Below are 14,152 nucleotides of genomic sequence, written 5' to 3' on the forward strand. Positions count from 1 at the left end.
CAATGATTCACTATCTATGGTTTGAAACAACGCTCACACTTAACACACACGTCATAATCCGCTATTTCATTATTTATATGCGCGTCAATAAAGCGCTTGTATTGTTGTGATTCAAAAATATCTTGAAGACTTTGGCTTTTTAAATTCCCAAATTTAACTGTTGAATTAGAATCAAAGCAACATGGGATCACATCTAGGTCCCAAGTGATTTGTAAGATCCGCTTTCTAAACCCCCACGCGACCGAACAAACGCCTTTGGTCTCAGGTTTATTATAAGCACGACCTCCACCGTAGTTATGAATAACATTTTGTCTAAATACTTTGACCCCTTGATCATGTAACCACTGTGCGAGTCGTTCTTTTTTATCTTGTACATAGCCTGGCTGAGTCACATCATCATGTGTTGGAAACTCTCTAATTACCAACTCTAATTCCGAATCTAACTCACTAACTCTGTGCATGATCCTTTGAATATTTTTTTTTACACGATCAAATTTATTAACGCCATGCGCTGCTTTATAGGACTGCGCGTCGACCCCGTAAAAGCTAACTTCTATAGTCCCTAAACCACTTTGTACTAAAGCATCAATAAAGCTATCCGTTAAAGGCACACCAAGTGTCGAGATTATCCTTGACGAAGACAGTGGCCACCTTTTTTTTATCACCCTTGCTTTATCAGCAAGATCTTTATCTAGTAGTGGCTCACCAAACCCATGTAAATCAACTTTTCCGTCATACATGTCCATTTTTTCTAGAATTAACTCAAGATCTTGTGTACTCATATACCCTTTATCTCTGGTTAGTTCTTCTCTGGGACAAAAAAAACACTTATATCCGCATTGATTCGTGTTCTCTATTCTAATCTCTTCGAATTTATCTAACACTACGCTTCCTCTCGAGAAATACATGATATGTCATGACGCAGTGACCCATATATTTGCTTTTTTTCATGTTTAATTTTATACAGCGCGCGATTTTTTAGTCGCATCTCTTGAACTGATTTAGAGTGGTAATTTCTGGTTCTAGCATCATCTGAATGACTTAAATGTATTGCATGTGAAATTAGTTTTTTCTCCACACCCGCATACTCAAGCCTTTGCAAAAAATCAACATCTTCCATTCCCCACCCTGTAAAGTCTGCTGAGTAACCCTCTATAGCCTTAAAGTGTTCATACTTTAAAAAGCAAATACCAGGCCCTTTTCTAATCTGTCCATTATCTGATTCCACAACATATTGCGGAGAAAAAACAGCGGGCTTTGCATCTAACGCTTGCCAATAGCATTTAGAAATTGTAAAAAAACTCTTATCAAGTAAAACATCTGCATCACACAACAATATATATTCGCTACTCACAAAATCAAATCCTACATTGATAGCGATAGATTTATTAAAATATTCCAACCCATTAACAAATATATATTTAATATCTACAAGCTTTCTAAGCATCTCTATTTTATGTTCTGACAATGAAGGGGTTTCTTTATCAAAATCAACAACAATAACATTTCCAATACGTTCACCGAGGGAGGTTAAGTGTAAAAGCGTTTTCTCCAATTCTGGTTTATTCGTTGCAGGAATTATAATATCCATCACAAAGTCACACCATTAATAAAATCAACAAACATATCATTAGAGTTATTTGAGTTATATAATAAATCACTTATTTTATTATCTAATAAAATTGGGCCAGACTCGCTTATCGCGTCACGCAACAGCTCTGGATATTTCACAATCGGTATGCCTATATTTTCATATATATCAGCTCTAAAAGGGTGCTTACAATATGGCTGATAACATATTGCTTTTCTGCCCATCCTCTTTGCTACAATTAAAGAAGTAGAATAGGTGCTTACTACGACATCACACTTTTCAATAAAGTCTATTATAGAGGCCATATCATGGCTAGAAACAACACATTGCTCTGATTGAAGAAAATCATATTTTTTCGAATGAAGTTCTTTAGGGTGTTTTCTGATTAATAAATTCATGCCTAATTGGACACCAACTTCAATAAGGTCCTCTGCAATTTCAACTTCATTAAAGCCATAATCATGCCCCCAATTAATAAAATCATTTCTATTAGGAACTGAAAGGTAACCAATACATAAGCTTTTTTTATTTTCGTTCACAAGAATGCAATTCTTAAATAAATTATCTAAGTAGAGGCTACCGATTGATATGATAATATTGGTGGGAACACCTATTTCTTGTAAATTATTGTAAGTAAGTTTATCTGAAACACATATATAATTAGGGAGATACAATCTATCGTTATAAAAAAACTTCTGAGCATCGCCAGCAATATCCGGCAATATCACGATAGATAAAGCGCCGACCTGCTGCGCTTCATTAAAAATTTTTCGTTCTGTATTACCTGGCCACATCATGCCTGTAATCACTAAGTCGCCGCGGGAAAGCCCTATCTTTTTATTGTCAAAATCATGTATTAACAAGGTGGATAAGATATGTTCATCTGATACGGTTGGTAACACTCCATCTGTCATCAAATAAACATCTAAATCTGCTCGCTCTTTTCTTAAAGTATCAGATGCAAGCATCAGTGTTTCAGCAGCTAGGTTACCAGTAATATAAAAGTAGATTTTCATTTTAAATCCATGTAAAAAACCTAATAAAACTCTCAGTCAAAAAACAAATGAAGCACACTCCACTTCAATTTTTAAAAATCATCCACTTAAAAAACCACAAAACGCCAATGGCTTAATTGGTTATAAATTTACAATTGCGGGGTTCGTATTAGGAATATTACAGTTTAAAAATAGGCTCAAGCCAAAGCTTAAACCTACCATGTTCTATATCAACTTAGTAAACAGCGTTATATTCACTGGCTTCTACGGCTACAGCGCGATATTGCGCATTTTTTGCATCGCCACCAACAACACTTTTAAGTTCTTTTAAGTTTAGTTTTTTTACTTTTAACGAGATATTTTTTTTCATTCCAGTTTCCTTCTTAACAAAATAGAAACTAAACTCTACCAATAAAAACATACTCAGTCAAATGTATAGCTTCATAAATAACTGATAATTTAATCGACTTGGTCCAATGATATATAAGCACATAAATAGTTCATAAATACGAAACTCTCGCATCTACAAAAAATAGCATACATAAAAAATGAAAACGCTAATGATTACACAGCATAAGAGATTCATACTCATACTAGTTGCGCTTGGGAGGTTAGAAAGGTAATTAAATAAACTTACTTTCACTAATTAAAAAAACAGAAAAGGTTAACAATATAAAAAGCATCTAATTACAATTAAAATAATTTCGAATGGAAATACAACAACAAATACTAACCAGTCAACTTCATTGGTAAATTCAAAGGAGTACTCTCTATAAGAGTTAACAGAAGCTTATAAGAAAAATAAGCTAAACCACATTCAAGATATTTATACAAAATAACTGTGCGTTAACTATTACAAAATATAAAATACCGGTTAATTAAAAAAGAAGTCTAAACGAAAGTTCAAACCTCTTATTCGTTACTTTAGCTTAATGAAAAGCCATGCCTTCCTGACCATCTGCGCCAGCAATACGGTATTGAACATCTCTTGCATCGCCACCAACAACACTTTTTAGCTCTTTAGCAGTTAGCTTTTTTACTTTTAACGCAATATTCTTTTTCATTTTGCTTTCCTTGTTTACACAATTGAAACTAAACATTATCAATAAAAGCAGATAGGGTCAAACACTTTGCGCCTTAATATTACTTACACTAATTTGTTACATAACTGTCACATATATAGATTGAACCAGCATCTCGTTGTTACTACATCCCCCCCGTTAAACGACGTGATGCTTGGAGTAAAAAGTTAAAATAAATAGTAATAAGCGTATCAAGCAGAGGTTTATGTAAGCTAATAACATTTATAGTAAAATATAATCACTTAGAACGTATTTATTAAAAAACCCCATCTTCTATATCGTTTAATACAGTGATTTTTCTCGCACTCTATATCGCTAATTTCGCATGAGCCAAATAATGAATTAACCTAACAAAAAACATTAAATTAGCGTCACCCCAAAATTTGGGTTCGATAAAGCACTATTATGACTTTACATTGCGCCACCTATTTGTCTGTACGTTTGAGTGCTTCAATGATCAAAAACTCTCCTTCACTTGATACATGGACATTTTTCACAATACTCTCAAAACCGACACTTTGCAGCCGCTCTTTAACCCCAGAAAAAGTCTTCAAATTTACGTCAACCATCAAATCCCCCGAACTAGGCGCATTAACATCCTCACATAACCAAATTCGACCGCCTCGTTTTAGTCCTTGAAAAATTAATGACAACGCCAACTCAGCATTTTGCCAATGATGTATCGAAAATGCCGCAATAACCAAATCTAAAGAGCCTGTGTTTACCTGCAACTCTTCAGCACCTGCTTTAATAAATTGAAGTTGTGGAAAACGTAAATCAGATTTTTTTTGTCTGTTTTTTGCCCGTTCAATCATCGTATCGGTTGGATCAAGTGCCAGCACCTGAACCCCCTCTGCGCTTTGTGCTAAACACATACTTAGATACCCACCACCACACCCAATTTCAGCAATGTGAAAGTTGTCAGCCACCCCAGCTAAGGTCGGTATTTCTGTATGAAATGCAAGCTCCCCCCATTTTTCATCATAAGATAACGCGTGTTCATTATTCCAGTGACTCATCTGATAAACCTCAATTCATTTTGTGTAACTGAAGTTTCGCTTAGTTCTCCTTTTCGATATAGTGCTAAACTTTGGTTTAAATCGGCTTATTTTTGGTTTTTGATTTTGACCTCATACATACACATAGATTCTGGCTTCTCTGATATATCAGAGTTAAGTCATGATGAACATCATGCCCATGAAGATTATATCGTCACTCTCATGGTCGCAGGCTATGTCAAACTAAAGGGCAAGCAGTGCGTCAACATTACCCCTGGTATGCTGACGCTCGTGCCTGCGGGTATGCCGCACGCGCTACTAGAAGGAAAAAACATGCAAGTGCATTGGCTAAGTTTCTCTGGCCGCTTTTTCCAGTTAGATGAAAAAAATGAGTTTATGCGATCATTTACAGCTATAAGGGATGGCGCGTTGCCTATTTGCAAACTTGCTGAAGAGCGGGTAAGTTATGTCACTTCACTATTTTTGGAAATCCAAACGGAGCTCGCCACAGGCAAATCGCATAAAGTATTAGAGAGCTTAATTTATCTCGTGCTCAATGAAGCCAACAAAGCATCAGAATTAACCGCAATTGAAATCAATGGCCACACAAAAATTGATAAAGCGATGCGCTACATACAAGCACATAGCTGTGAAGGGCTCTCATTAAAAGACGTTGCGCATGCTCTGCATATCAACTCGGCCCATCTTGCGAGTAAAATGAAGCAAGCTACGGGGTACTCGGTAGGTCAGTGGATCTTAAAATATCGGTTAAAGATGGCAGTGGAGTTGTTGCTAAATACCGATGAGAAGGTAGAACTTATTGGCTATCAAGCTGGTTGGCGAGATGTGACACACTTTATAAGACAGTTCAAAAAGCAGTATCAGCAAACCCCTTCTGCATGGCGCCGTACTAATAAAAGTCAAACGCACGATTAAACGTTTGACACAACAACGCTTCAACTTACTCAGAACGGTACTTAGCGGGTAAGTATCGTTCTATCATGGCCTTACTTAGCCTCTTCCACCAGCACGCTCGGTGCTTGGGATTCTTCCAGTACCATCGTATCTCGAACATTTTTTTGTACGGTAATTGCTGAAAAACCACTCAATAGAAACGCCATGGCATAGAACCCTTTTTCACTCAATAATAGTTCTGCGTGATATAGCCCGGCGCCCAGCATAGCAATTGCTGCGCCCACAGCTACCCAACACATTAAAAGGTAGGGCTTAGAAATAGTCTGCCCCTCAAGTTTATCTCGCACCGTTTTTTGTAAGGACACAAATGAAAATAGCCCAAATAACAAAATTGCAAAATAATAGCCTTTTTCGTTCAATTGCATTTGGGCATTCATCAGGCCAATTAAGAATCCGAATACACCCGCTAATAATGCAAAAATTGATGCCAATCTAAATGCTTTGGTTGGTTTACTTATAATCATCACTTACTCCGTTATTAAATTGTACGCCCTGTAAAACGATAGAGTCAGTATTGATAACATCTGCATATAAGTAAACCTCTTTAAAGAAAGGTCAATATTTTTCGACTTTAAGTATATTAATGTAATACCTTCATTGCGTGGTTTTAATAAACTGTGTTAGCGCGTCAGTCATTTGTTCAAAGTAAGGGTTAAAGGTCAGTCGCTGTAATTGGGGGGTGTCATGCAGTGTTTCCACCGTAGTTTCACCCAATATTGGCGTGTCTGTTTGTTTACAGACTCTGTAGTTATCAGTCCCCATTAAATGCTCACAGCTACGATATGTTCCACCCCAGCCATAATGTGGATTGGTTGGTGCGTTGGTCGTTGCGGTGTGAGATATACCTTTTATAGAACCACAATAATCGTCACCTCGACATTCTGTGGGGTTATACACTGTTATACTTCTGGATAATGATTTAAGCCGAGCGTTTTCACCATAGTATATCAGCGTATCTTGCTCTTTGCTTTTACGTGCACCACTGAGGTGCCAATGCGTCAACAATGACAATGTGCTTTGCGTATCGATAGTCTGATCAGCCTGCGCAGCAACCAAAAATAGCGGTATATCTGGCACATAAGCAAGTTTTTCGGGCTGAATGCGCTGCATTAAATTATGCACTTGCGCAGCTGCGTTAAATGGAAAAGACTCATACTTTGCAAAGTCAATATCGCCGCTGCTTTCCATATAGTCTTTAAACCATGCCATATATTGCGCCGCCCACGCCATACTCGATTTTGCACGACTGGCAGGCGACCACAACATCACCCCCTTAATTTTCGCTTCTTCGGCCACAGTCAAGTCGTGCTGGTTAAGATAATCGATGAGTAATGCACCGCCGGTAGAGAATCCCCCCAAATACACAGTGTCAAAATCTTCTAACATCGCTGCAACGGCATAGCGTGTTGCAATACGCCATTGCTGCTGTGACACATCCACCAATGCTGAAGGTGCGGTACCGTGTCCTGGCAGTAACAATGTACGTACAGTGATCCCTTGCTGAAAAAACTGTTCAGCTAAATCATGAAACAAATAAGGTGAATCGGTTAAACCATGTATCAACAAGACACCCCTATGCGTTGGCTCTGACTTATTTTTCGGTGCATTGAGCTGAAAAGGCGAAATTAAGTCCACCACCTGTAGCGACTTGTCGCCATACAAATGCGTGCTAACCGATGTTGCTATCGGGCAAGGCAAGCGACCTTTAGGATTTTCAGCAAGAATTCTATTGCGTTCATACTCTAAATAATCTGAAAACGGCCCTTGCTTAGAAAAATCAAAAAACGGCTTTTTTTCAGGCTCTAATGTTTGCCGATACTGCCCAGAATCAGCCAGAGACTCAATATGCTTCATATTGGTATTAAGTGACACGCAATCCACAATATGGGCTTGAGCGTGCGACTCGCCTGAACTCAACAACAGTAAAGCGAACCCAAAAAATAGCGTATTCTTCATATTATATATCCTTCTTTCTTCTGAATTGTTCAAACAATGAAGGTTCCCAAGGACGCATAGCAAATAATAATCCCATATGTTCCCTTGTTGATAATGGTAAACTGGCGTCTTCTTGGTTCAAAATAGCTGACTCTTTAGTTAATTGATTAAGTTTGCGTTGAATAACTTCAATCGAGGATTGTGAATATCGACCACGCAAATAAAACCTAAAACTATTCGGCTCATCAAACTTACTCGCCATAAAACGATGTAATACTTCTTGTTCCATGAACCGCTCTAACGGCCCATTTTTTAACCACCTGAAATCTTGGGCTATCAATAGCTTATAGTGATTGTTAGGGAGTAGCTGTATTAACTTTATTTTATCTAAACGCGCAAAAAGTTGGATCAATTCAAATTTATCAATTTCATAATGCGCTATGATCTCTTGAAAATCCCACGCATCTCTTACACATACCGCAACCAATAACAATTTTGGGTTATCGATTAATTCTTGTTCTTGTTCAAATGTCAGCTCAGTTAACTGACTTTGTTGCTTCTGAGTAATAGAAAATAAATCGGATAAGCTGATCTGCAATAGATTACAAATCTGTTCTAAGCGTTGCAACGTAAAGCTCTGGTTTGCAAAAATGCGTTTGATATTCGCTTCACTCATATCTAACTCACCTGCAATATCTTTGTAGGTCATCTTACGCTGTTTCAACAGCATTTTTAATGTGTCACTCACCAACGAAATTTGACTCATCAGTCACCCAAAATCAGAAAAGAATACTATTACAATACTTTAAGTCGTTTATTCTAATACATCAAGCAATATGGTTTACCTAATGAATACCATCATTTAAGTTAGGTGCAACTTAATCACAGGGAAGCTACCATGAAAACATCAACTCTTTTATTCAGCACATTATATATCCTATCCTCATTTGTTTGCGCTGCGGAGTCTGCCTCTGAACATGCCAGTACAGCAAGCAAACATGCTGCATTAGCATTAGGTCATAGCACTGTATCTGCAGGACAGGTTGCCAGTGGCATCGTTGCTGTGCCATTGCTCATTGCTGGCAGCACAGCTTCAGCGTCACATGCAGTCGGTACTAAACTCATTGACGCTGCAAGTGGCACTCATCGCCATTCTCACGCGCCTCAAGATACACCTTTAGAAATAACTGAAATTACCATTACGGTTGATAGGGCACCGAATGAAGCGATTAAAAATCAAAACTAAATCGAGCGACTAAAATGAAAGGCGGTAATATGACTACACGACTTGCTATAACGTTCTTAATACTTCTCTATCACGGTTCAACATATGCAGGCAGCACGCAAACCAAGCAAACTCGCTTTGATGCTAACACCATCGCTTTGTTTGCAAAAGATGTTGAAAAATACGCGGCAAAAAATGGTGCTCGCTCATTCATTATAGCTCGGCGTGGACAGCCAAAAAATAAGTTACCAGCAGGCTTTCAATTTACTCATACCGCAATTGCAGTTTATTCACAAATACAGTTAGACAGCGGAGAAAGCGTTAAAGGTTATGCAATACACAACCTCTATCAAGAACAAACAGATGCAAACAAAAGTTTATTAGTTACGGATTACCCTGTTGATTTTTTTTGGGGAGCTGATTCATTAACAGCCGGTATTGCTATCCCAACCATTGAATTGCAAACCCGACTAATAGCAGCCATTCAATCTGGGGTAAATAAGTCGCTTCATAACCCTCATTACTCTTTGATTGCTAATCCATTTAATAACGCATATCAAAACTGTACTGAACATACGCTAAATGTCATTAATGCAGCGCTATATCAAACAGATAATATGCCGCGCTTAAAAGCGAATGCAAAAGCATACTTTCAAGCAACCCCAGTGAAGGTCAGTCGTATCAAATTAGCATTAGGAAATTGGTTTGCCGACGGAGTTACCACTAAAGATCACGACAAAATAATACAGACAGCTAGCTTTACGAGCATTGCTCAATACTTACAAGAGTTTGGTTTGCTTAAAAACGCCGTGATTTTTGAGCACAAAAAAGGCGCCGTGCCTTTGTTTAATTAACATTTTGTTAAGCGGGCTAAATAAAAAGCCCGCCCTACACCTCACTACTTTGCTATCAACACTAATACTGCACGACCTGCTAACCCATACTGAGTATACTCGCCGCCAATATACTCTTCATTACCTGGGGAGTTAACCGAATTAGCCCCTTCATTCCAGTTCGCGGTATCCGTGACTCGGTACCAGTTCTTGCCTTGTCCAGGCCAAGGAAGCGTAAATTCAACTTGATCTGACCACCCATTGTATGCGATGTAGATTGCCGCTGTTGACTCAGAAAACTCGCTGCTATCAATTCGATAAGCTATTGCATGATTATTTGCATCATTAAAGTAGCCAATATCTGCAACTGAACCATCACTTTTAAACCATCGTAATTGCTCCATTACATTCGCATTGTTATCTTTATCTGAATAAAAGTGAGCTGGACGTAAAGCAGGGTGCGCTTTTCGAAATGCAATCATCCCTTTTGCAAAGGCATTAAAGTGATGCTGTTGCGTATTCCAACGATAACTCAACCAGTTTGCAGATGAATCTAAGTTATATGGGTTATTATTACACTTTAACGATCTTAAATACTCATCTCCCCCCGTCATCATCGGTGTACCAGCACTGAGCATTAATAGTGCAAAACCATTTCGCGCCGCTTTACGCTGTTCTTGCGCTTGATTATGCCACCCTTGTGCCCAGCTATGATTGCTATTTTCACCGCCATCAGATGGTCCTAAAGGCCAAAGGTGCTGATTGTTTTTTTCATTGCAAGAATATAAATCTTTTAGCGTGAAACCGTCATGGGCCACAATAAAATTAACGGAATTCCAGGGGGCTCTACCATCATCTTGGTACAAATTCGCAGAGCCTGTAAAAAAGTTCGCCAACTGTCCTAAACTGACTGACTCTTGCCCCATTTGGTTTTGGTCTTTGCGAATGGTGTCTCTATATTTTCCATTCCATTCCGACCACCCTTTAGGGAACCCGCCTACTTGATATGAATTACCACCTATAGCCCATGACTCAGCAATAAAATCAGTGCCTTGCCCTCCCAATGCCGGTCGTTCCGTAAACTCATCAATGATGCGATTAAGTGCATTATTTTTCAGTGTTTTATCAAAGTGAAAACAGCCATGCTCACAACTGTTACCCAACACAGACGCTAAATCAAAGCGAAAACCATCAACGCCCATTTCTGATTGCCAATAATCTAAAGAGTCTATTATCAAATTCTGAGCAATCGGATTTAAGGTGTTGTAATTCCCTCCAACACCCGTGTTATCCCAATTATGTTGTCTGTCTGCTGTTAATGAATAATACGTTGGATTATCTAATCCGCGCCAAGAGTATAGGTTATACGTTGATGCGTCACCTTGCTTCCATGCACCTCCCTCTCCAGTATGGTTGTAAACAACATCAATGAATACTTTGATCCCTTTGTCATGGAAAGCTTTAACCATACTTTTGAACTCTTTTGTCGGACCTCCAGGAGACTTATCAGCCGCATAACGTCTATCTGGTGCAAAATAATTCAACGTCATATAACCCCAGTAATTGTCACCCTCAGTGGATGCTACAACGTCATTGGTATCATTTTGTGTTTCTTGTACAGGCAAGAACTCAACCGCGGTAATGCCTAAATCAGCTAAATATCCAGCTTTTAACGCCGCCCCTTGGTAAGTTCCTCGCAAATTAGCAGGAATACTCTCATCATTTTTAGTCAACCCGCGAACATGAACCTCATAAATGACGTCATCTTTTAACGCACCAGTCGGTTTCACTCCGGTAGACTGATGTGAATGTGCAACGACAATGCCTTTAGGCGCTTTTAACGCACTATCCAGATTCCGAAAACGATTGCCCGAAGCATAGATATTGCCACTATCCCACTGTGGCGTTAAATGATCATGGCTCAACTCCTTTGCATATGGGTCAATCAGTAGTTTATTTGGATTAAAGCGATTGCCATACCTATCGACATCTTTAATAAAGCCAATATTGCTCCCTTTTTGCCACGAAGGGTGATACGGCCAATTAGGCCCCCATGCTCTGTAGCCATAATAAACTGTTCCCTGTAAACGACCATCTAAACGCGCTTTATCTAACGTGACAGACCAAATATCATCACTGTTTTTTGTCAAGGCATAGTGATCTATCTCATGGCTGCCAGTTGCATTAGCATAAAGATAAACGGCCATTCGAGTGGCTCTGGAAGAGTATATTCGAAAGGTTAACGTGTTATTGCTTTCTTGATGGGTAACCCCCAACTGATGTTGGTTGATTGCAGCTGACACCGAGTAAGAAGTCACAATACTACAACACAACAGTAGACACTGAATGTAGAACCGAGACTGGGCTTTGATAATCATTACTTTAACTTCCTGGTTAATATTTAGACAGGCGACAACAGTAACGAATAACAAAACAACAAAGCAATGGATTACATACGTATTCATAAGAGGTGAGAGCAGTAAATTAAACCGCACGTAGGATGGGGTCATGCACCGAATGTGCTCACGCCAAAACCGTGCTTGGCGTGAACATTGTTAACAATTAAATAATGGTTTTTCGAGTGCGCAAGTGATTGTATTGATCATTAATATAACATTTTTTAATTTCTACAAGTGTTCCATAATTCTGCTGAAAATATTCAGATGTCGGTATTGAGGCATCTTTGAAACTAATAAACGCACCATATGCTCCCTCAATATCTGCACTTCTACTGGCGGAGATCCAGTCCATAGCTCTATTTGTATCAACATAAACAGCATTATTTTGCTGCTCAACTTTATTCTTTAACTCTTCGTTCCACCATGTTTGATATTGAATCGTATATAAACAATGTTGATACGGAAATGACACTCCAAGTTGTGACTTATTTTGATCTAATTGCTGATAAAAATCTCCAACAATCGCCCCTAATGTGACATAGCTAAACAACCCTAACCCACTATTTTCACTCTTCACTAATTCTGAGGTCAACGTGCTTAGCAATTGTTCATAACCACGCTGTGTTAAACCTTCGGGTTTAACCAACTTTGAAGTAATTTTATGTGGTGCAGGCGCATCATAATCAGGGGTAAACGCGTGCTGATGCCGCCCTAAAATTGAATGTAATAATGTATTATAATCGGCAATACTTTCGCGTGCCCAATGGCTGAGTAATGCATGATCATAATCGTATTGTTGCTTATTGTTTTGACTAAGAATCAATCGCTTGCCGCCCACTTTGGATGTACTAACACGAGGCCTACCGTGCATCGGATTAACGAAGGTATCGTTGATATACTTGTCCAATGCTTCCTTTGTGCCTTCCCAATATCCAAACATGGTGCATGGATGATATAGCTCATTAATGTTTGAATGGGATACTTTTGCAATAGCATTAATTTTTAAATTGGTACCCAACAAGTTTGCCGTTTTTTGTGACTGGATCGTTGCTTCCCACGCTTTGAGTATATCAATCGTTGGACAATCTTCTAACGGCACACATACTTCAATCGCCGGATCTGGTTTCATGAACTGATTCCAAACAATTTCAAATCGATGGATTTCATCTGGCAACACAAATGTTTTTACTTTTAGCTCGGTAATAATCCCCCAACTCATACCGCCGCCACCACGTAATGCCCACAAAATATCGCTATGACAAGCCTCTGAGACTTCAACCACTTCACCATTGCCCAATACCACGGTTGCGCCAACAAGGTATTCACAACACATACCGTATTTTCGGGTCCAAGGTCCCCAACCTCCCCCTTGAATAAACCCAGTTAAACCAACCGTTGCACACGTACCATGAGCAATCATTCTGCCTTCAGCAGCAAGCAATGGAGTTAATTGGTAGAAACGATAACCTGCGCCAATCGTCGCAACTTCCGTTTTTTCATCGTAACAAAATTGCTTAATTCGACTGACATCAATCAAAATAGTATTGCTGCCACTACATTCCCCTTCATGATCATGACCTCCTGAGCGCACTCTAATCGGTAAGTTATATTCAATAGCGAGTTTATAAATAAATTGCACTTCAAGTGTGGTCTCACACAATGCAATGGCAAATGGATGAGCTTGGAAACGCGTATTAAACACCATAGCTTCTGTTTGATAATTGTTTAAACCCGCAACATCACTCAGCCCATTTAGCTTTTGAGTTAAAAGACGCTTTGCTGAAAACCCACCTTCAATGGCTGACTGATAAAACAAGTTAAAATTATTTACCGTCGTAGCAAATACACCTTGAATCGCGTTTCGTTGCTGTTGAGGATCCGGATTTTCTGATGTACCAGAACGCGCTAAATGGTTACTCAATGTATCGACAAGCTTTTGTATTCTATCTTGTTCACTCTGCATGGCTTCAATTCCTTATAGGCTAAATAGTCAGTGTTCTTTTCTTTTAGTATTCAAAATTTATAACTGAAATAATATTACACAGTCTTACATTAGTTCGAATTGTGCATTTAAGAAAGCTTGACTTTAAGGATGTAAAATTTACAATAACATCATTCG

General features: G+C 38.8%; 14 protein-coding genes. 3 read left to right on the plus strand and 11 right to left on the minus strand.

Annotated features, from left to right (window positions below):
- Positions 1-14 precede the first annotated feature (14 nt).
- The 6 genes from J8L98_RS20010 to J8L98_RS20035 all read right to left on the minus strand — a co-directional run bounded on the left by J8L98_RS20010 (position 15) and on the right by J8L98_RS20035 (position 4,687).
- The gene (locus tag J8L98_RS20010; protein ID WP_210997887.1) at positions 15-884 is read right to left on the minus strand and encodes a radical SAM/SPASM domain-containing protein; all 870 of its coding nucleotides are present in this window, start codon (positions 882-884) and stop codon (positions 15-17) included.
- Positions 884-1,591, minus strand: coding sequence for a glycosyltransferase family A protein (locus tag J8L98_RS20015; protein WP_247682640.1), 708 nt, complete (start codon positions 1,589-1,591; stop codon positions 884-886). The genes J8L98_RS20010 and J8L98_RS20015 overlap by 1 nt, the downstream gene beginning before the upstream one ends.
- Entirely contained in the window at positions 1,591-2,607 is a 1,017-nt protein-coding gene (locus tag J8L98_RS20020) for a hypothetical protein (RefSeq protein ID WP_210997889.1), read from the minus strand. Before J8L98_RS20020 ends, J8L98_RS20015 begins: the two co-directional genes overlap by 1 nt.
- A 214-nt stretch (positions 2,608-2,821) precedes the next feature.
- Positions 2,822-2,956, minus strand: coding sequence for a bacteriocin (locus J8L98_RS20025; RefSeq protein WP_210997890.1), 135 nt, complete (start codon positions 2,954-2,956; stop codon positions 2,822-2,824).
- A gap of 559 nt (positions 2,957-3,515) precedes the next feature.
- Positions 3,516-3,650 carry a bacteriocin gene (locus tag J8L98_RS20030; protein WP_192509555.1) on the minus strand — a complete coding sequence of 45 codons (135 nt, stop codon included), beginning with the start codon at positions 3,648-3,650 and terminating at the stop codon, positions 3,516-3,518.
- A gap of 443 nt (positions 3,651-4,093) precedes the next feature.
- Positions 4,094-4,687 (minus strand): class I SAM-dependent methyltransferase, encoded by a 594-nt coding sequence (locus tag J8L98_RS20035; RefSeq protein WP_210997891.1) that lies wholly within the window; start codon positions 4,685-4,687, stop codon positions 4,094-4,096.
- Between the two features lie 105 nt (positions 4,688-4,792).
- Between J8L98_RS20035 and J8L98_RS20040 the strand changes: the two genes are divergently transcribed.
- Entirely contained in the window at positions 4,793-5,602 is an 810-nt protein-coding gene (locus tag J8L98_RS20040) for a helix-turn-helix domain-containing protein (protein ID WP_210997892.1), read from the plus strand.
- A 71-nt stretch (positions 5,603-5,673) separates the two neighbouring features.
- Here the strand turns inward: J8L98_RS20040 and yiaA are convergent, their stop codons facing one another.
- The 3 genes from yiaA to J8L98_RS20055 form a co-directional block, all read right to left on the minus strand.
- Complete coding sequence (yiaA, locus tag J8L98_RS20045) at positions 5,674-6,105, minus strand: inner membrane protein YiaA (RefSeq protein WP_210997893.1); 432 nt, start codon at positions 6,103-6,105, stop codon at positions 5,674-5,676.
- Positions 6,106-6,235: 130 nt separating this feature from the next.
- A complete protein-coding gene (locus J8L98_RS20050; RefSeq protein ID WP_210997894.1) occupies positions 6,236-7,597 on the minus strand; it encodes an alpha/beta fold hydrolase in 1,362 nt (453 codons plus the stop codon).
- 1 nt (position 7,598) lies between these two features.
- Entirely contained in the window at positions 7,599-8,342 is a 744-nt protein-coding gene (locus J8L98_RS20055) for a helix-turn-helix transcriptional regulator (protein ID WP_210997895.1), read from the minus strand.
- Between the two features lie 132 nt (positions 8,343-8,474).
- On the opposite strand from J8L98_RS20055, the gene J8L98_RS20060 reads away from it, so the two are divergent.
- Together J8L98_RS20060 and J8L98_RS20065 are read left to right on the plus strand one after the other, a co-directional pair.
- Entirely contained in the window at positions 8,475-8,822 is a 348-nt protein-coding gene (locus J8L98_RS20060; RefSeq protein ID WP_210997896.1) for a hypothetical protein, read from the plus strand.
- A 29-nt stretch (positions 8,823-8,851) separates the two neighbouring features.
- Complete coding sequence (locus tag J8L98_RS20065; protein WP_210997897.1) at positions 8,852-9,655, plus strand: DUF2145 domain-containing protein; 804 nt, start codon at positions 8,852-8,854, stop codon at positions 9,653-9,655.
- Positions 9,656-9,699: 44 nt separating this feature from the next.
- On the opposite strand, the gene J8L98_RS20070 is transcribed toward J8L98_RS20065, so the two are convergent.
- Positions 9,700-12,012, minus strand: a complete 2,313-nt coding sequence (locus J8L98_RS20070) for an isoamylase (protein ID WP_210997898.1) — start codon at positions 12,010-12,012, stop codon at positions 9,700-9,702.
- Positions 12,013-12,196: 184 nt separating this feature from the next.
- Positions 12,197-13,996: an FAD-binding oxidoreductase gene (locus J8L98_RS20075; RefSeq protein WP_210997899.1), complete on the minus strand. Its 1,800-nt coding sequence runs from the start codon at positions 13,994-13,996 to the stop codon at positions 12,197-12,199.
- Positions 13,997-14,152: the final 156 nt, after the last annotated feature.

The sequence above is a fragment of the Pseudoalteromonas sp. MMG013 genome, assembly GCF_018100885.1.
Lineage (GTDB): Bacteria > Pseudomonadota > Gammaproteobacteria > Enterobacterales > Alteromonadaceae > Pseudoalteromonas > Pseudoalteromonas aurantia.